General features: G+C 39.3%; 21 protein-coding genes. 14 read left to right on the forward strand and 7 right to left on the reverse strand.

Going from position 1 to position 17,421, the window contains the following annotated elements; all coding sequences use genetic code 11:
- Positions 1–90: 90 nt before the first annotated feature.
- On the reverse strand, positions 91–1,068 hold the full coding sequence (locus ACZ5L8_RS11920) for a pyruvate dehydrogenase complex E1 component subunit beta (RefSeq protein ID WP_464437774.1): 978 nt from the start codon (positions 1,066–1,068) through the stop codon (positions 91–93).
- A gap of 196 nt (positions 1,069–1,264) precedes the next feature.
- Between ACZ5L8_RS11920 and ACZ5L8_RS11925 the strand changes: the two genes are divergently transcribed.
- The 8 genes from ACZ5L8_RS11925 to egtD all read left to right on the forward strand — a co-directional run bounded on the left by ACZ5L8_RS11925 (position 1,265) and on the right by egtD (position 8,850).
- A complete protein-coding gene (locus ACZ5L8_RS11925; RefSeq protein ID WP_464437775.1) occupies positions 1,265–2,011 on the forward strand; it encodes an electron transfer flavoprotein subunit beta/FixA family protein in 747 nt (248 codons plus the stop codon).
- Between the two features lie 50 nt (positions 2,012–2,061).
- Positions 2,062–3,030, forward strand: a complete 969-nt coding sequence (locus tag ACZ5L8_RS11930) for an electron transfer flavoprotein subunit alpha/FixB family protein (RefSeq protein WP_464437777.1) — start codon at positions 2,062–2,064, stop codon at positions 3,028–3,030.
- Between the two features lie 82 nt (positions 3,031–3,112).
- Complete coding sequence (locus ACZ5L8_RS11935) at positions 3,113–3,733, forward strand: bifunctional nuclease family protein (RefSeq protein ID WP_464437779.1); 621 nt, start codon at positions 3,113–3,115, stop codon at positions 3,731–3,733.
- Between the two features lie 8 nt (positions 3,734–3,741).
- A complete protein-coding gene (locus tag ACZ5L8_RS11940; protein ID WP_464437781.1) occupies positions 3,742–5,145 on the forward strand; it encodes a NupC/NupG family nucleoside CNT transporter in 1,404 nt (467 codons plus the stop codon).
- Positions 5,146–5,340: 195 nt separating this feature from the next.
- Entirely contained in the window at positions 5,341–6,192 is an 852-nt protein-coding gene (locus ACZ5L8_RS11945; RefSeq protein ID WP_464437783.1) for a thymidylate synthase, read from the forward strand.
- Between the two features lie 17 nt (positions 6,193–6,209).
- The gene (locus ACZ5L8_RS11950; protein WP_464437785.1) at positions 6,210–6,623 is read left to right on the forward strand and encodes an energy transducer TonB; all 414 of its coding nucleotides are present in this window, start codon (positions 6,210–6,212) and stop codon (positions 6,621–6,623) included.
- 79 nt (positions 6,624–6,702) lie between these two features.
- Positions 6,703–7,866: an ergothioneine biosynthesis protein EgtB gene (egtB, locus tag ACZ5L8_RS11955; RefSeq protein ID WP_464437788.1), complete on the forward strand. Its 1,164-nt coding sequence runs from the start codon at positions 6,703–6,705 to the stop codon at positions 7,864–7,866.
- 12 nt (positions 7,867–7,878) lie between these two features.
- A complete protein-coding gene (gene egtD, locus ACZ5L8_RS11960) occupies positions 7,879–8,850 on the forward strand; it encodes an L-histidine N(alpha)-methyltransferase (RefSeq protein ID WP_464437790.1) in 972 nt (323 codons plus the stop codon).
- Positions 8,851–8,883: 33 nt separating this feature from the next.
- Here the strand turns inward: egtD and ACZ5L8_RS11965 are convergent, their stop codons facing one another.
- Both ACZ5L8_RS11965 and ACZ5L8_RS11970 read right to left on the reverse strand, forming a co-directional pair.
- Positions 8,884–9,174 carry an isoamylase early set domain-containing protein gene (locus ACZ5L8_RS11965; RefSeq protein ID WP_462600417.1) on the reverse strand — a complete coding sequence of 97 codons (291 nt, stop codon included), beginning with the start codon at positions 9,172–9,174 and terminating at the stop codon, positions 8,884–8,886.
- A gap of 198 nt (positions 9,175–9,372) precedes the next feature.
- On the reverse strand, positions 9,373–10,437 hold the full coding sequence (locus tag ACZ5L8_RS11970) for an aminotransferase class V-fold PLP-dependent enzyme (RefSeq protein WP_464437792.1): 1,065 nt from the start codon (positions 10,435–10,437) through the stop codon (positions 9,373–9,375).
- Between the two features lie 56 nt (positions 10,438–10,493).
- Between ACZ5L8_RS11970 and ACZ5L8_RS11975 the strand changes: the two genes are divergently transcribed.
- The 5 genes from ACZ5L8_RS11975 (at position 10,494) to fabD (ending at position 13,861) form a co-directional block, all read left to right on the forward strand.
- Complete coding sequence (locus ACZ5L8_RS11975; RefSeq protein ID WP_464437793.1) at positions 10,494–10,922, forward strand: 2TM domain-containing protein; 429 nt, start codon at positions 10,494–10,496, stop codon at positions 10,920–10,922.
- Between the two features lie 7 nt (positions 10,923–10,929).
- Positions 10,930–11,412 (forward strand): dihydrofolate reductase, encoded by a 483-nt coding sequence (locus tag ACZ5L8_RS11980; RefSeq protein ID WP_464437796.1) that lies wholly within the window; start codon positions 10,930–10,932, stop codon positions 11,410–11,412.
- A complete protein-coding gene (locus ACZ5L8_RS11985) occupies positions 11,399–12,250 on the forward strand; it encodes a fructosamine kinase family protein (RefSeq protein ID WP_464437799.1) in 852 nt (283 codons plus the stop codon). The genes ACZ5L8_RS11980 and ACZ5L8_RS11985 overlap by 14 nt, the downstream gene beginning before the upstream one ends.
- 96 nt (positions 12,251–12,346) lie before the next feature.
- Complete coding sequence (locus ACZ5L8_RS11990; RefSeq protein WP_464437800.1) at positions 12,347–12,847, forward strand: pyridoxamine 5'-phosphate oxidase family protein; 501 nt, start codon at positions 12,347–12,349, stop codon at positions 12,845–12,847.
- Positions 12,848–12,982: 135 nt separating this feature from the next.
- Positions 12,983–13,861 (forward strand): ACP S-malonyltransferase, encoded by an 879-nt coding sequence (gene fabD, locus ACZ5L8_RS11995; RefSeq protein ID WP_464437803.1) that lies wholly within the window; start codon positions 12,983–12,985, stop codon positions 13,859–13,861.
- Positions 13,862–13,920: 59 nt separating this feature from the next.
- Here the strand turns inward: fabD and ACZ5L8_RS12000 are convergent, their stop codons facing one another.
- From ACZ5L8_RS12000 to ACZ5L8_RS12015, 4 genes are all read right to left on the reverse strand, one after another.
- Positions 13,921–14,136 (reverse strand): hypothetical protein, encoded by a 216-nt coding sequence (locus ACZ5L8_RS12000; RefSeq protein ID WP_464437806.1) that lies wholly within the window; start codon positions 14,134–14,136, stop codon positions 13,921–13,923.
- Between the two features lie 151 nt (positions 14,137–14,287).
- Positions 14,288–14,491: a hypothetical protein gene (locus ACZ5L8_RS12005; RefSeq protein WP_464437808.1), complete on the reverse strand. Its 204-nt coding sequence runs from the start codon at positions 14,489–14,491 to the stop codon at positions 14,288–14,290.
- A 47-nt stretch (positions 14,492–14,538) separates the two neighbouring features.
- On the reverse strand, positions 14,539–15,282 hold the full coding sequence (locus ACZ5L8_RS12010) for a TIGR03915 family putative DNA repair protein (protein WP_464437810.1): 744 nt from the start codon (positions 15,280–15,282) through the stop codon (positions 14,539–14,541).
- Positions 15,279–16,538, reverse strand: coding sequence for a putative DNA modification/repair radical SAM protein (locus ACZ5L8_RS12015; RefSeq protein WP_464437813.1), 1,260 nt, complete (start codon positions 16,536–16,538; stop codon positions 15,279–15,281). Before ACZ5L8_RS12015 ends, ACZ5L8_RS12010 begins: the two co-directional genes overlap by 4 nt.
- 89 nt (positions 16,539–16,627) lie before the next feature.
- On the opposite strand from ACZ5L8_RS12015, the gene ACZ5L8_RS12020 reads away from it, so the two are divergent.
- Entirely contained in the window at positions 16,628–17,395 is a 768-nt protein-coding gene (locus ACZ5L8_RS12020; RefSeq protein WP_464437815.1) for a LexA family transcriptional regulator, read from the forward strand.
- Positions 17,396–17,421: the final 26 nt, after the last annotated feature.

Consider the following 17,421-nt stretch of genomic DNA (forward strand, 5'->3'; position numbering starts at 1 on the left):
AGGCAGTGATAGACTGAGCTTAAGATGCTCATTTAAAACAAAAAAGGCTTCACAACGCTGTTGTGAAGCCTCAAATATAGTTGTATACTATTATTTATACATAACCTTTTTAACAGCTTTAACAACATCTTCACTATTAGGCAACCATTCTTCTAGAAGAACAGGTGAATATGGTGCTGGAGTGTCTGCCGTGTTTATCTTAACGATAGGCGCATCAAGGTAATCAAAAGCTTGTGCTTGTACTTGATATGTGATCTCTGTCGCTACGTTACCAAATGGCCACGCTTCTTCAAGAATCACAAGACGATTAGTTTTCTTAACTGACTCTAGGATCGTTTTATGATCCATAGGACGCACAGTTCTAAGATCAACGATCTCGCAAGAAATACCTTCTTTTTCTAATTGCTCTGCAGCTTTGTAAGCTTCTTTAATGATCTTACCAAAAGAAACGATAGTTACATCTGTACCTTCACGCTTGATGTCTGCAACACCTAGTGGAATAAGGTATTCTCCTTCTGGCACTTCTCCTTTATCACCATACATTTGCTCACTCTCCATAAAAATTACTGGATCGTCATCACGTATAGCTGCTTTAAGAAGACCTTTAGCATCAGCTGGATTAGATGGAACTACAACCTTAAGACCAGGACAATTTGCAAACCAGCTCTCAAAAGCTTGAGAGTGTGTTGCTCCTAGTTGACCTGCAGATGCTGTAGGACCACGAAAAACGATAGGACAGTTAAACTGACCACCACTCATCTGGCGGATCTTTGCTGCGTTGTTAATGATCTGGTCAATTCCCACAAGTGAGAAGTTAAAGGTCATAAACTCGATGATAGGACGGTTACCTCCCATCGCGCTACCTACACCTATACCTGCAAAACCTAACTCCGCAATAGGAGTATCAATTACACGGTCTGGGCCAAATTCATCTAGCATTCCCTTAGAAGCTTTATAAGCCCCGTTATATTCGGCAACTTCTTCACCCATTAAGTAGATGGACTCATCGCGACGCATCTCTTCGCTCATCGCTTCACAAACTGCCTCTCTAAATTGTATTGTCTTCATTGAATGATATGGTAATTTCAGCTGAAATATTCCGTTAAAAATTCGCCATTCATGGCGGATGGCAAAAATAGGAATTAAATTCACTGTATGAAAACACGTTTTAACGAAAATTTGTTATGCATGCATAGTATTTTTCACTTATTAATGCGTATTTTCGTATCGAAAACGAAATAGTTAGAATAAAAATCTAGATATAATGAAAATACTTGTTTGTATAAGTCATGTACCAGATACGACTTCAAAGATCAACTTTACTGATGGAGATACAAAATTTGATACTAACGGTGTTCAATTTGTGATCAACCCTAATGACGAGTTTGGTCTTACCCGCGCAATGTGGTTTAAAGAAAAGCAAGGCGCATCTGTAGATGTAGTGAATGTAGGTGGAGCAGTAACAGAACCAACTTTGCGTAAGTGTCTTGCCATAGGCGCAGATACTGCAATACGCGTTAACGCTGAAGCGAAAGATGGATATCAAGTAGCTAAAGAGCTTAGCGAGATCGCAAAGAAAGGAGAATATGATCTTATCATCGCTGGTCGTGAATCTATTGATTACAATGGCGGTATGGTACCAGGTATGTTAGCCGGATTGCTCGATGCGAATTTTGTAAATACTTGTATCGGTCTTGAAGTTGAAGGTGACACCGCAACTGCGACAAGAGAAATTGATGGCGGTAAAGAAACCTTAGGTTTTAAATTACCACTAGTTGTTGCTGGCCAAAAAGGTATTGTAGAAGAGAGTGACCTACGCATCCCAAATATGCGTGGTATCATGATGGCAAGAAAAAAGCCATTAAATGTAGTAGAGCCTAGTGGCGCTGGCAGCGAAACTCAAGCTGTGAAGTTTGAAAAACCAGCTCCTAAAGGTGATGTAAAACTTGTTTCTCCAGACAATCTGGATGAGCTGATCAACTTATTGCACAACGAGGCAAAAGTGATCTAGTATTCTTAAACAGAAGAAACAGTTTAGTCTAACTCTAAAAAAAGAAAAACATGTCAGTTTTAGTATATACAGAAGCAGAAGAAGGAAAATTTAAGAAGACAGCTTTTGAAGTTGCGAGTTACGCAAGTGGCGTTGCAGAAGCGCTGGGCCATACCGTAACCGCAATTACTTTTCATGCAGATGAGCCAGAAGCACTAGGAAAATATGGTGTAAACAAGGTGCTTAATGTAACAGATGAGAAGTTCGCAAAATTTAAGGCAGCCGCTTTCGCGGAAGCGATAAAACAAGCAGCAGAAAAAGGAGAAAATACTACGATCATATTAAGCAGCAGTGCAAATGCGAAATATCTTGCACCATTACTTGCAGTAGCAATGGGTGCTGGCTATGCTTCAAATATCGTCGCACTTCCTGAAAGTACTTCACCATTTAAAGTAAAGCGTACAGCATTTACAAACAAAGCATTTAATGTAACAGAGATCACTACAGATAAGAGAATCTTAGGTCTTTCTAAAAATGCATACGGACTTAAAGAAAAAGAGGTAACTCCAGAAGTTGAAGGCTTTGCTCCAGAAATTGCAAGTGATGCATTTAGCGCAGATGTAAAATCTATAGATAAAGCCACAGATAAGGTTACCATTGCAGATGCAGAGATTGTAGTTTCTGGTGGTCGCGGACTTAAAGGTCCAGAAAACTGGGGAATGATCGAAGAAATGGCAGACATTCTAGGTGCAGCAACAGCTTGTTCTAAACCTGTGAGCGATATGGGATGGAGACCACACAGCGAACACGTGGGGCAAACCGGTAAACCAGTAGCTTCTAATCTTTATATCGCAGTAGGAATAAGTGGTGCAATTCAGCATCTTGCCGGTATAAATGCTTCAAAAACTAAGGTAGTTATTAACAATGATCCTGAGGCTCCATTTTTTAAAGCCGCAGACTATGGAGTTGTAGGTGACGCCTTTGAAGTAGTGCCTAAACTCAATGAGAAATTAAAGGAATTTAAAGCACAAAATTCATAGAATTTTAAGACTCCTTAACAAAAGGCTGTTTTAATTTAGGCGTAAAGCCTTTTTTAAAACAGCCTTTTTATATTTTTGCAACATGAGTTTAGTGCGCCTTAACATTAAAGGTATTTCATATAGCCAGACCCAGAACGGGGCATATGCTTTGATACTTAGCGAAGTAGACGGTGACCGCAAGCTACCTATCGTCATAGGTGCGTTTGAGGCACAATCTATTGCTATTGCTCTAGAAAAAGAGATAAGCCCACCGCGACCTTTAACACATGATCTGTTCAAGAACTTTGCAGATCGCTTTCATATCGTGATAAAACAGGTTATCATCCACAAACTGGTAGACGGTGTATTCTATAGTAGCATTATATGCGAAAGAGAAAACACTGAAGAGATCATTGATGCGCGTACAAGCGATGCGATCTCTCTGGCACTTCGTTTTAACGCTCCTATTTTTACTTACAAGAATATTCTAGATAAAGCTGGGATATTCTTAAAAGGAACTCACGAGGAGAAAGAAGAGGATGAAGAAGAGAGCCTATTTGTAGATGAACTTGTGGTAGAAGATGAAGAAGAAACCACAGCAACAAGTTCAGATTACAGAGATCTATCTCTTAATGAATTGCACAACTTATTAGACAAAGCCGTAGCTCAAGAAGATTATGAAACCGCAGCTAAGGTAAGGGATGAAATCTCTAAACGTAATTAACCCCGCTCATGCAAAAAGTTTTTACCCTACTGCTCCTTATTTTTCCCATGTTCAGTTCAATTGCACAAGAAACTCAACAACCCGTAGGCACAGCGCTAGAAATGGGTGAAGGCATTACTACAACAAGTATTGGTCGTGGTTTACTCGGGATGGTTTTTCTTATCGGGATCTGTTATTTACTTAGTAGCAATAGAAGAAAAATCAATTGGCGTCTTGTAGGTATAGGCCTTATACTTCAATTGGTTTTTGCCATTTTGATCTTTAAAGTAGACTTTATAGCAGTTGCTTTTGATTGGGTTTCACAACAAGTGGTAACCTTTTTAGGCTTTAGCCAAAGCGGTGCAGAGTTTATCTTTGGCGGTCTTGTTACAGATCAAGACACATTCGGTTACATATTTGCTTTTCAAGTATTACCTACTATAATTTTCTTCTCCGCATTTACTTCTTTGATGTATTATCTAGGAGTTCTTCAACTGGTTGTAAAAGGCTTTGCTTGGGTAATGAGTAAGACCATGCAACTTTCGGGCGCAGAGAGTTTGGCGGCAGCCGCAAACGTATTTATAGGTCAGACTGAAGCTCCCCTTGTGGTAAAACCATACTTGGAGAAAATGACCAAATCAGAAATGCTTTGTCTAATGGTGGGCGGTATGGCAACACTTGCTGGTGGCGTACTTGCAGCTTACATTTCATTTCTAGGTGGTGATAGCGAAGCACAACGAGTGATTTTTGCAAAACACTTACTCACCGCATCGATCATGTCTGCTCCGGCAGCCATAATTATAGCAAAAATGCTATATCCAGAAACTGAAGAAATAGATAGAAAGCTAGACATTTCAAGAGATAAAGCGGGATCTAATGTTCTAGATGCGATTTCAAAAGGAACCGTAGACGGACTTAAACTTGCTGTAAACGTAGGTGCAATGCTTCTTGTTTTTACTGCGCTTATGGCGGTTCTTAACTGGTTTACTGAGGATATGGTTGGTGCTGCTCTTGGCGTAAATGACAACATCGCCGAAAATACTGATGGTCGCTACTCTGGCTTATCAATGCAATACATCTTAGGCGTGATCTTCGCTCCAGTTGCATGGTTAATTGGCGTTCCCACAGAAGATATCACTGTTGTAGGCCAACTTCTAGGAGAGAAAACTATTCTTAACGAATTCTACGCTTACGGGTCTTTGAGAGATCTTAAAGCTTCTGGTGTGCTTACCAATGCGCGATCTATTGTCATTGCGACTTACACGCTTTGTGGTTTTGCGAATTTTGCGTCTATCGGGATTCAAATTGGTGGAATTGGCGCTTTGGCTCCTAGCCAGAGATCTACGCTTGCTGCCTTTGGTATCAAAGCATTGATAGGCGGTACAGTTGCTGCGCTTCTTACGGCCACGATCGCCGGGATGTTAATGGGTTAATTTTCAGATTTAACTACTTCTTTTGTTTTATTTCTTTTGGGTTTAACCCAAAAGAAAACAGACCGAACAGCTAATATTTTTATGAAAATGCTAGCTCAAAGAATCTTGATATTTTCTGAATAACTTGTTTATCATTTTCTACCTCACACAATCTTAAGATCATAAATTTGTTATAGATAAAATGATGATTTTAAGATGAAGCAGTACCACGATCTACTAAGAAATATTCTGAAAAATGGCGCCGAAAAAGGCGACCGTACCGGCACAGGGACTTTGAGTTTATTTGGGCATCAAATGCGTTTTGATCTCAGCGAAGGCTTCCCTATGGTAACCACAAAGAAGCTTCACCTTAAGTCTATTATTCATGAACTGCTTTGGTTCTTAAAAGGCGATACTAACATTAAATATCTTCAAGAAAACGGTGTTAGGATCTGGAATGAATGGGCCGACGAAAATGGAGATCTAGGTCCTGTTTATGGTCATCAATGGCGTAACTGGAACAGCGAAGGCATTGACCAGATCAAAGAAGTTATCGAGACTCTTAAAGGCAATCCTAATAGTCGTCGCATGCTAGTTTCAGCCTGGAATCCTAGTGTGATGCCAGACACTTCTGTTTCTTTCTCAGAGAACGTTGCAAATGGTAAAGCCGCGCTTCCACCATGTCATGCGTTTTTTCAGTTTTATGTTATGCCGGGCGATGAAAATGCAGATGATAAAAGACCAAAATTAAGCTGCCAATTATATCAGCGTAGCGCTGATGTATTTTTAGGAGTGCCTTTTAATATCGCAAGTTACGCACTGCTTACCATGATGATGGCACAGGTTTGTGATTATGCTTACGGTGATTTTGTGCACTCGTTTGGTGATGTGCATATTTATAAAAATCATATTGATCAGGTGAAACTTCAGCTTACGAGAGATTTCCGTAAATTACCTACAATGAAGATGAACCCAGAGATCAAAGATATTTTTGAGTTCACTTACGACGATTTTGAATTAGTTGGGTATGACCCACACCCACTTATCAAAGGCGCCGTTGCGATTTAATATAAAACCCCATTTTTATGAAAAACCTACTTATCCTAGCAATGCTTCTCATTGCAGGTACAACCTTTGCCCAAGAAGGTGTAAAACTTACAGGCAACACACTTACAATTAAAACTACACCACCTACTTGGCCCGGTTGTGAAGGTAAAAGTAATGAACTAAGATCTTGTTTTAGCACAAAACTCTCAGAGCATATTAGCAGCAACTTTAAATTTCCTGAAGGGTATAAAAGTGATGGAACTAAGCAAAAAGTAACTGTAGAATTTATCATTAATACTGAAGGCAAACCACAGATCTTAAAAGTTACTGGCGGCACAAAAGTGTTACAAGATGAAGCAAAACGTAACATTATGCTCATCCCAGAAATGACACCAGGTAACGCCGGCGGAAAACCTAGAGCCACCAAATACACTGTGCCATTTACCTTTTAACACGAGGTTAACTTAGAGCACTGAATCACAAAGGTTTTAAATTGTAAATTTGAGTATAACCCACGGTTGCACTCAAATTATGATCATACAAACTTCTATTTTATCTGAGCTTTTTTCACAAACAAGATCAGATACAGAGATGATTTGCAAACCCTTGCAAATTGAAGATTATGTGGTGCAACCTATCGTAGATGTCTCTCCCCCTAAATGGCACCTAGGCCACACAACATGGTTTTTTGAAGAGTTTATTTTAAAGCCTCACAAATCCGGCTACAAACTCTTTGATGAGCAATTTGCCTTTGTCTTTAATAGTTATTATGAAAGCGTGGGCGCTAGAGTTGTGCGCACAGATCGCGGCAATCTTTCTCGCCCCACGGTAGAGCAAGTCTATGCGTACAGAAAATATGTGACAGAACATCTTAGCGAAATGCTTCAAGAAGGCATCGATCAAGAAATTGAATCGCTTGTTGAGATAGGCTGTCATCATGAGAAACAGCATCAAGAATTACTGCTTACAGACATTAAATATATCTTAGGTAATAATCCTCTTTTGCCGGCTTACGCCAAAAATTTTAAAGAGTCAACACCGCAAGACTTTTCACAGCAGTGGATCAAGATCCCCGAAGGCGTTTATGAAATAGGCTATGAAGGTGAAGGTTTTTGCTATGATAATGAACTAGGAAGACATAAAGTTTATCTGCATGATTTTGAGATCTCAAATAAACTGATCACTAATGGCGAATTCCTAGAGTTTGTTAAAGACGGCGGCTATGAACAGGTTTTGCTCTGGCATGCTGAAGGTTGGGATTGGGTACAAACTAACAACATCAAACACCCGCTGTATTGGCACAAAATAGATGGAAGCTGGAAGCAATACACACTTGCCGGCCTCCAGGATCTAGACAGCTCTGCGCCAGTTGCACATATCTCATATTATGAAGCGTTTGCCTTTGCTCAATATAAAGGCATGAGACTTCCCACAGAGTTTGAGTGGGAGATTGCACAAAAACATTTTGAATGGGGACAACGTTGGGAGTGGACAGAGAGCGCATACCTGCCTTATCCCAATTACAAAAAAGCTCCCGGAGCTTTAGGTGAATACAACGGTAAATTCATGGTGAGTCAAAAAACGTTGCGTGGCGGCTCTGTTGCTACTTCTAGCAATCACACGCGCCATACATACCGCAATTTCTTTCAGCCGGGATTACGCTGGCAATTCACAGGTCTTCGTTTAGTAAAATAATTTTCTTCTTTAATGGAAACAAAGGCAAAAACTACATTTAAAAACTCCTTTGAAGAGGAAGTTCATGAAGGCCTTACGGCTTTCCCAAAATATCTTTCGTCAAAATATTTCTATGACAGCAAAGGCGATAAGCTTTTTCAGCAGATCATGGAACTGCCAGAATATTATCTCACTGGCTGCGAATATTCAATTTTAGATGAACACAAATCTGAGATCGCAGATTTATTTTCGTCGAAAGACGGATTTGAATTAATAGAACTAGGCGCTGGCGATGGCAAGAAAACGAAGGTATTGCTAGAAGAATTGACCAAGACAAAAAAAGACTTCACCTATTTACCCGTAGACATAAGTCAGGATGTTTTAAACGAGCTAGAATCTACCATAAAAGACAAATGGCCATCGCTGAATATCAAACCTCAGCAGGGCACGTATTTTAAGGTCTTAAGCCAACTCGCAGCTTATAACAAACGCAAGAAAGTGATCTTTGTATTAGGATCAAATATTGGCAATTTGCCACACGCAAAGGCTGTAGAGTTTCTGTCAAACATCACAAAATCAATGCGAGAAGGCGATCTTCTTTTTATGGGTTTTGACCTTAAAAAAGAACCCGGAAAAATCCTTGCTGCTTATAACGATTCGCAAGGTGTGACAGAGGCTTTTAATAAGAATTTGTTGTTGCGCATTAATAAGGAAATGGACGCCAATTTTGACATCGACAATTTCATGCATTGGCCTACATACGATCCAGAATCTGGAACTACAAAAAGCTTCTTAGTAAGCAAAACCGCTCAAGATGTAAACATAAACAGCATTGATCTCACTGTACATTTTGACCAATGGGAAAGCATCCACACAGAGATCTCGCAAAAATATGACGACAGTATTGTAGAGTGGCTCTCAAGCCAGTCTGGGCTTGAAGTCATACAGCGATTTACAGACGCTGGTAAATGTTTTGCAGATTATGCCTTTCGGCGAAAAGCATAAAAAAAGGGAAGCTATCGCTTCCCTTTTATATTTTTAGATCGCTACTACGCTGTTCTCGCTAGCAGCAAAATCATTCCATTTATAGCTGTCTGCTTCTGTGTCGTTTTTCCACTCGCCGTCTACCAAATATTTGAATTCATATTCGCTATCTATCGGCACGTTAACGGTTCCTTTGAAAGTTCCGTTTTTAAGCTTTTTCAATTCTTCTTTTTCCCACTCGTTAAAATCTCCTGCTACTGCAACAGAAGAAGCTTCTTTTGCAGGAAAAGAAAAAGTAACCTTACACTCTGGTTTTGACTTAAGATATTGTTTTGTAAAAGGCATAGTTTATTTTTTTGAATAACAAATGTATAGTTCATTTTTTAATAAAACTCACAAAATCAACACAATAAGACTATTTTTTCGAAATACACATTAAACAGCTATCTATTTGAAAAATAAGTAAATACGAAAACGTTGTTTCTAAATATTCTTTAAAATTTTTAAGAATTAGCCATTCTGCAAAATCGCTTCTATTACATTCTAAATTACCTTTAGAAGCTTCTCAAGATCCTTTTCTGTATTAAAATAATGGAAACTCACTCTAATTCCGCTTCCTCGAGGCGTAGTGATTATATCGTGTTCTTTCAATTTATTATACAGTTTCTCGTCTCCTTTAATATTAAAGATCGAAGAATGTTGCTTACGCTTTGGGATATAATCTTCCAGAAGATCTCTCTTGGCGAAAGCCTGCATAGCCTTATCGCTCAATAGCTTTATGTGATTTTCTATGTTCTCAAAACCTACTTTCTTGATAAGATCTATCGCCGCGCCAATGCTTCCCATTGTCAACGTATCTAGATGACCGGGCTCAAATCTCCCGATGAAGTTTTGCTTGTCATCACCTCTACCGCGCACACTGCCATAACCCAGCGTTTCGGGCAATTGCTGTGCGGTGGTTTCTTTAAAAAGAAAAAGTCCGTTGCCGTAGCCAGCGTTCATCCATTTGTAACAACTGGCGCCCAGCACGTCAATACCGCTATTTTGAAAATCAAATTCTTGTGTACCTAGAAATTGCGTGCCATCTGCGATGATCAGCAGCTGAGGGAATTTCGCTTTAAGCGTCTTTAAAAAATCCAGATCTATCATCACGCCGTTGAGATATTGCACTAGGCTCAAGGCCAAAACGTCTGGTTTTTCTTCTTCTACCTTTTTAAGAATATTTTGTTCTAGATGTTCGTTTATTTCGGCATAACAAACCTCAAATTTACGCTCTTCTACAGGCCAATTGATAGACGGATAATCATTAGAAAGCAGCAAGAATTTTGTGTCCCGCTTTAAAGAATCAAGATAAATATTGATGCCAAAACTAAAATTAGGCACAAGCGCCAGTTTCTCTGGATCTACATTAAAAAACTGCCCGATCTTTGCGCGCAACTTCTTAATGAACGTTTCTTGTTTATCCTTTAGCTTGCTTCCCATAATGAGATAATCTAGATCATGATCATGTCTCCAATCTAGCAAGGTCTCTGACATAAGACCGCAACCGGCCGTGTTTAAATGTGTATACTGCGCTGTAACGGGAAATTCCTTTTTTAAGTTTTTCATGGGAGGAAATGGCTGTTAAAACTTGTAAATTTGGTTTTGAACTAATTTAAACCAAGATGTTTTCAAAGAAGAAAGATACGCCTAAAATTGATGCTGAGCAGCGAGAAATGTATGATTATGCAAGAGCACGCATCGCACAGAAAAAAAATCTTTTTAGACATTTTATTGTTTTTCTGGCCGGCGCCGTTTTGCTTATTATTTTAAACGTTGCTTTAAATCTTGGTAAAGATTTTAAACCCTTTGGCGCAGACTGGTTTGTTGCTGCGATCTTGGTTTGGTTATTTGTATTTTTAATTCACACACTTAATGTTTCTCTTGTAAATGCTTTTATGAACAAGCGCTGGCAAAATGAACAGATGGATAAGCTTGTCGCGAAACAAAAAGACAAGATCGCAAAAATGCAAAAGCAAGTTGAGCAAGAATATCCGCTACCTCAAGAGCAAAAAAGCACCTACACAAAACCTAACGAACCCCTAAATCCTTAAGGTGAAAATGATCACAATGATTGCGGCTGCCGCCGAAAATAACGCACTAGGAAAAGACAATGATCTCGTTTGGCATCTTCCAGATGATTTTAAAAGATTTAAAAAACTCACCACGGGTCATCATATTATAATGGGGAGAAAAACTTTTGAATCTTTCCCCAAACCATTGCCTAATCGCACCCACGTGGTTATTACCAGACAAGAAGATTACAATCCTGAAGGCGCCATTGTTGTTCACAGTATTGAGGGAGCTCTTGACATTGCAAAAAATGATGAGAATGCATTTATCATAGGCGGTGGCGAGATTTACAAACTGGGCATAGATCACGCTACACATATTGAACTTACACGTGTGCATGGCGAGTTTGAGGCTGATGCTTTTTTCCCAGAGATCGATGAAGCAAAATGGCAACTTCTTAAAGACGAATTTCATCCCAAAGATGAACGTCACGACTACGCATTTACTTACCTGACGTATGCTAGACGCTGAGCTCAAAGCTCACATACAAAACACGCATAAAATAAATATAAAGCAAGCCACTGCGCTAACAGGCGGCGACATCAATGCTGTTTATTTACTAGAAACTAGCACAAAAAAACTAGTAATAAAAGTAAACGATGCTAAACGCTATCCCAGGATGTTCGCTGCAGAAAAAGCCGGACTCGAAACCTTGCGCGCACCAAAAGTGATCGACGTTCCTAAACCTATCGCCATAGGAGAATTTCAAGATCTTAGTTATTTGCTTTTAGAATATAAGGCTTCCGCCAAAAAGGATCCGAAATTCTGGACGCGCTTCGGTGAGCAGTTGGCCCAGCTTCATAAACAAAGCAATGCGACATTTGGCTATAGCCAAAATAACTACATAGGCAGTTTGCCGCAATACAATGCGCAATCAAATACTGCTGGCGAATTTTATATAGATCAACGTCTCAAACCACAATTAGCACTCGCAAAACAAAACGGATTTACTTTTAATGTACTCGAAGATTTTTATAAAAAACTCAAAACAATCATCCCTAAAGAACCTCCAGCGCTTGTTCATGGCGACCTGTGGAGTGGCAATTATATAGTGAATCAACACGGAGATCCTTGCTTGATCGATCCTGCCGTGGCTTATGCACCGCGAGAAATGGACATCGCAATGATGCATCTTTTTGGTGGTTTTGAACCTCAATTATTTTCAGCATACAATGCGACTTTTCCGCTTCTGGATGGCTGGCAAGGTCGCATCAAGTTGTGGCAACTTTATTATATATTGGTGCATCTTAATCTTTTTGGGCGTTCTTATCTCGCTTCCGCGAAAGCGATACTAAAACAATACAGCTAGCCTTAACAAACTTTAGGTTTTAGCACGCATTTATTGTGAATCCTTTGAAATAGGCATGATGGTTTTATGGCTATTTTTATTAAAAAATTAAAAGCCATGAGTATTAAAAATTTGACAGAGGACGATGCCAGAAAGAAAATTAAGGAACTGGCTGAAGATATAGACTTTTGCATGCTTGCAACAAACATTGGCGCTAAGCCAGTAGATGTGATACCGATGAGCACAAAAAAGGTGGACGAAGCGGGAAACATCTACTTCTTAAGCGGTGCAGATAGCGAGCATAATGCAAATATTAAACATGATTCTTTTGTGCAGCTTATTTACTCAAAACCCGGTAATATGGAGTTTTTGAGCATTTATGCAGACGCTGCGATAAGTCAAGATAAAGCGCTTATTGAAGAATTGTACGGTAAAACGGATGACACTTATTTTGACGGAGTGAATGATCCAAACGTTACTGTTCTTAAAGTTACACCACTACAAGCTAGATATTGGGAGCCTAAAAACAACAAATTTGTCACCTTATTCAAAATGGCAAAAGGTGCCATTACTGGCGAAAAAGAAGACATTGGCGAGACTGGCACATTAACGGTCTAAGACAATATTATAAAAGTAAAATTGCGTGAAAAAGAGAAACGGGCTGTGAAGAAATTCATGGCCTTTTTCAATGGTTAGAAGAATCTTTTACAATAACCTATTTTTGCACTATTAAATTTTGAAACCATATTAATTATGAAAGCATATATTTTTCCTGGACAAGGAGCTCAATTTAGCGGCATGGGTAAAGACGTTTACAATGCTAGCGAAGAAGCTAAAAAACTTTTTGACCAGGCTAACGAGATCTTAGGATTTAATATCACAAACATCATGTTCACCGGTTCTGATGAAGAACTTAAAGAGACTAGAGTTACTCAACCGGCTATTTTCTTACATTCGGTTGCTTTGTTCAAAGCGCTGGGCGATGTAAAACCAGATATGGTTGCTGGTCACTCTCTTGGTGAGATCTCTGCCCTTGTAGCAAATGGTGTTTTAAACTTTGAAGACGGTTTAAAATTAGTTTCTCAGCGTGCTGAAGCAATGCAAAAAGCATGTGACTCACAACCTTCTACCATGGCAGCAATCCTTGGTCTTGAAGACGATATCGTTGAGGCTGTTTGTGCTGATGTTGAAGGTACAGTTGTAGCAGCAAATTATAACTGCCCTGGACAATTAATTATTTCTGGAGAAATTGAAGCTGTAAAAGAAGCTTGCGAGCGTCTTAAAGAGCGTGGCGCAAAAAGAGCGCTTGTACTTCCTGTGGGCGGAGCATTTCACAGTCCGTTAATGGAGCCTGCTCGTGAAGAGCTTGCAGCTGCGATCGAGGCAACAACATTTAATACTCCTACTTGCCCAATCTATCAAAATGTAAGTACAGATGCTGTTACAGATCCAGCTAAGATCAAAGAAAACTTACTTTTTCAATTAACAGCTCCAGTAAAATGGACGCAATCTGTACAAAACATGCTTGCAGACGGCGCTTCACATTTTACAGAAGTGGGTCCTGGTAAAGTACTACAAGGTCTTGTGAAGAAAATAGACCGTAGCGCAGCAACTGAGAGCGCAACAGTATAAAAAAATAAACCCGTTAGCCTAGGCTAACGGGTTTACATATACGTTGAGAACGTGATAAATTACATATCGTCGTTTCCTTCTACTTCATCTTCTACTTCTTGAGCAGCATTGTCAATTGCTTCTCCAGTTTCGTCAGCTGCATTTTCTAGCGCATCTCCTGCGTCATCCATTGCATCTTCCATATCATCTGCTGCTTGTTCTGCAGTAGTTTCACGACATGAAGTAATTGATACTGCGAAAAATAGTGCGAATGCACTGTACATTAATTTTTTCATTTGTTCTAGATTTTTATTAGTGTTAATCGTGGACCAAAAGTATATAAATTAACAGTATATCCGCAAGAAGTGAAGAATATTTTAAGATATTTTACAATATTATTAACAGATATGTGTATTTGGTTAAAAATCAAAAAATTGACTTCAAACGTTACATATCATCATTCCCTTGGATCTCATCATTAAGTTCATCTGCTCCTTCCTTAATCGCATCGCCAGCGTCTTCAGCAGCATCTTCAATGTCTTCACCAATTGCTTCAGCGGCGTCATTTGTTTTCTCTACAGTGCTTTCGCGGCAAGCGCTTACAGATATCATTAATAATAAAGTTGCAGCGGTCATCAATACTTTTTTCATGATTTTTGTTTTAAGGTTTAGCTTAAACTAAAGTTAGAAAATATTGATCAACGGGGGCGTTTTTCATTTAAATATTTCCAATAACGGCGAGGCACATGACGTGTATGCAATTTTAGGTTTTTGCGAGATTTAATATTCGTGCTAGAAAAATACTCTTGCCACAACTCGCTATAGTCGGCTTCACTTTCGTGGAAACGATCCGCACGTGGATCTTCATAAAATTCAAGATGGATGAATTTTACCCCGAACATGTCATAAGAAATCCCATAATCGCGCTTCATATCATAAATGATCCAGTGCTGATCTGCATAGCGATCCTGAAAATGTTTTATCAATAACGGAAGCACATTAAAATCTGGCTCAACGCGTGCAAAATAGATTGCGTCTTTAGTAAGTTCAAATCGAATAAAAGCATCCATGCGATGCTTCTCACGACCTACCATTTTTGCAACTTGGGCAACTTTTAAAACATGTTCTTGACCATAATCTTGATCATTCTTTGTTTCAAAAACATATTTTATCGCTTGAAACATCACATCTTCATGACCGGTTATTTCACTAAAATATGACCAATAAATATTCTTCCTAAAAACCTTAAAAGGCGCTAGTCCCATCCATACGCGATCAGCTTTTTCAGTTTCGGTGATCACATGTATTTCTTCAGAAAAAAGTCCCGGCTGTATGTTATGGTCGGGAACGATCGTGACATCTTTTAGCTTTAGCTCATAAATAGAAAAAACCGCAGTGAGAAATCCCTCAAAACTCCCATCATATATTAATTGTGAGGTCAAAACAACGTCAATTGATTGTTATAAAATTTATTGTACTTACTCGCCGAACTTTGCAAGATCATCCCCTTGATCTTATCTGGCGTGAGGTCTCGACGCTCCCATTCTCTAGAGTCGCAGGTGATAAAGAATTTTGCTCTATTGAGCGCAACTCCTATGGTTTTTAAATTCTCCCAATTGAGCCTGCGGTAACGACGCGCATTGATGATCTTGTTTACTGACTTCATCCCAAGACCTGGTATTCTCGCCAGCATCCTCTTATCTGCTTTATTAATATCTACCGGGAAGTTTTGCATGTTGCGCAAAGCCCAACTCAACTTTGGATCAATATCTACATCAAGATTAGGGTGATCATTATTCAGCAATTCGCGCACATCAAAACCATAAAAGCGCAACAGCCAATCTGTTTGATACAATCGATTCTCGCGCAGCATAGGAACTTCTGTATTTAACGCAGGCAATCTAGAATCTTCTAAAACCGGCACATAACCCGAATAATACACACGCTTCATGCGATAATTAGCATAATAATGCACCGCGCTGTACATAATATCTTTATCGCTTTCTCCCGTTGCGCCTACGATCATTTGTGTGCTTTGACCAGCCGGAGCATACTTAGGAGTGTTTTTCATGATCTTTCGCTCTGAGTTATAGATCTGGATTTGATTTTTCACCTTTTCCATCGGTTTAATAAAATCCTTATGATCCTTTTCAGGTGCAAGTAATTTTAAACCAGAAACTGTTGGGATCTCAATATTTACAGATAGCCTGTCGGCGTAAAGCCCTGCTTCATGCATAAGTTCGTCACTGCAGCCTGGTATGGATTTAAGATGAATGTAGCCATTAAAATTCTCTTCTAGCCGAAGCTTTTTGGCGACAGCCACAAGACGCTCCATCGTATAATCTGGCGTGTGAAAGATCCCGCTACTTAGAAAAAGCCCCTCGATGTAATTGCGGCGGTAGAAATTGATCGTGAGATCTACCACTTCCTGAATTTTAAATGCCGCACGTTTTATATCATTACTTCTCCTGCTCACGCAATATGCACAGTCAAAAATGCAATGATTAGTCAATAATATTTTTAAAAGAGACACACATCTACCATCTTCTGTATAGCTATGGCAAATGCCCATACCACTACTATTTCCCAGGCCTTTAGAAGTATTTGTGCGCTTGCTCCCGCTGCTGGAGCAGGAAACATCATACTTTGCCGCATCGGCAAGAATGTTGAGTTTTTCTTTTATTCTTTCAAAATTCATAGCGATACAAAATAAGGCAATTTTCCTATATTATGGAATATATCCATCATAATGTTTGGATAATTTCCAAAAATTGGTATTTTTACTATATGGGAATAAATGATGTATCAGGAGACATCCGAAGATTTAAGCAGGTTAGAGAAGAATTAGATCTTACTCAAACCGAGTTTGCAGAGGCTTTAGGGATTAAAAATTCTACTGCAGATATTGAGCGCGGCCGCACAAAACTCTCTGGCCATGTGGTTACAGAACTCTTGCGGTTGTACAATATTAATCCGCTTTGGGTTTTTGGCTACAGCAATCAAAAATACCTAAAAGCAGGTAAAGGTGATGTAAGCCCTAAGGTTGTAACTGTAGACGAGATGGATAATGAAAATCTTGTTTTGGTTAACCAAAAAGCTGCCGCTGGATATCCGCATAACGTTCAGGACGTAGAATGGTACAAACAATTACCGGCTTTTGACTTCCCATTACCACAATATCGCAACGCAACGTATCGTGGTTTTCAGATAGAAGGAGATAGTATGACACCAAACTTCCAACCAGATGATTGGGTTTTAGGAAAAGCGATAACCAGCATGGATGAAGCTGACAATAACAGAGTTTATGTTGTTGTGATGCAAGATAGCGTGGTTGTAAAAAAACTCCAGAAATTACCAGATCCTACTAAAGTACTTCTTATCTCTCTTAATCAAGAGTATTTACCATTTGAGGTAAGTGTAAGTGATGTACAAGAATTATGGCAAGTAAATAGTAAACTCACTTTTCACTTAGACTCACCGTCAGAGAGTAATTTGTTGCGCGAATTGCAACAATCTATGGAAGATCTTAAAAAGCAAGTAAACAGACTTGCATAAAAAAATCCATCCGCTGGGCTGCGGAT

The sequence above is a fragment of the Leeuwenhoekiella obamensis genome, assembly GCF_055391795.1.

Coding starts and splice junctions, on each gene's coding strand:
- ACZ5L8_RS11920 (WP_464437774.1), bottom strand. CDS start 1,068: ATGAAGACAATACAATTTAGAGAGGCAGTTTGTGAAGCGATGAGCGAA.
- ACZ5L8_RS11925 (WP_464437775.1), top strand. CDS start 1,265: ATGAAAATACTTGTTTGTATAAGTCATGTACCAGATACGACTTCAAAG.
- ACZ5L8_RS11930 (WP_464437777.1), top strand. CDS start 2,062: ATGTCAGTTTTAGTATATACAGAAGCAGAAGAAGGAAAATTTAAGAAG.
- ACZ5L8_RS11935 (WP_464437779.1), top strand. CDS start 3,113: ATGAGTTTAGTGCGCCTTAACATTAAAGGTATTTCATATAGCCAGACC.
- ACZ5L8_RS11940 (WP_464437781.1), top strand. CDS start 3,742: ATGCAAAAAGTTTTTACCCTACTGCTCCTTATTTTTCCCATGTTCAGT.
- ACZ5L8_RS11945 (WP_464437783.1), top strand. CDS start 5,341: ATGAAGCAGTACCACGATCTACTAAGAAATATTCTGAAAAATGGCGCC.
- ACZ5L8_RS11950 (WP_464437785.1), top strand. CDS start 6,210: ATGAAAAACCTACTTATCCTAGCAATGCTTCTCATTGCAGGTACAACC.
- egtB (WP_464437788.1), top strand. CDS start 6,703: ATGATCATACAAACTTCTATTTTATCTGAGCTTTTTTCACAAACAAGA.
- egtD (WP_464437790.1), top strand. CDS start 7,879: ATGGAAACAAAGGCAAAAACTACATTTAAAAACTCCTTTGAAGAGGAA.
- ACZ5L8_RS11965 (WP_462600417.1), bottom strand. CDS start 9,174: ATGCCTTTTACAAAACAATATCTTAAGTCAAAACCAGAGTGTAAGGTT.
- ACZ5L8_RS11970 (WP_464437792.1), bottom strand. CDS start 10,437: ATGAAAAACTTAAAAAAGGAATTTCCCGTTACAGCGCAGTATACACAT.
- ACZ5L8_RS11975 (WP_464437793.1), top strand. CDS start 10,494: ATGTTTTCAAAGAAGAAAGATACGCCTAAAATTGATGCTGAGCAGCGA.
- ACZ5L8_RS11980 (WP_464437796.1), top strand. CDS start 10,930: ATGATCACAATGATTGCGGCTGCCGCCGAAAATAACGCACTAGGAAAA.
- ACZ5L8_RS11985 (WP_464437799.1), top strand. CDS start 11,399: ATGCTAGACGCTGAGCTCAAAGCTCACATACAAAACACGCATAAAATA.
- ACZ5L8_RS11990 (WP_464437800.1), top strand. CDS start 12,347: ATGAGTATTAAAAATTTGACAGAGGACGATGCCAGAAAGAAAATTAAG.
- fabD (WP_464437803.1), top strand. CDS start 12,983: ATGAAAGCATATATTTTTCCTGGACAAGGAGCTCAATTTAGCGGCATG.
- ACZ5L8_RS12000 (WP_464437806.1), bottom strand. CDS start 14,136: ATGAAAAAATTAATGTACAGTGCATTCGCACTATTTTTCGCAGTATCA.
- ACZ5L8_RS12005 (WP_464437808.1), bottom strand. CDS start 14,491: ATGAAAAAAGTATTGATGACCGCTGCAACTTTATTATTAATGATATCT.
- ACZ5L8_RS12015 (WP_464437813.1), bottom strand. CDS start 16,538: ATGAATTTTGAAAGAATAAAAGAAAAACTCAACATTCTTGCCGATGCG.
- ACZ5L8_RS12020 (WP_464437815.1), top strand. CDS start 16,628: ATGGGAATAAATGATGTATCAGGAGACATCCGAAGATTTAAGCAGGTT.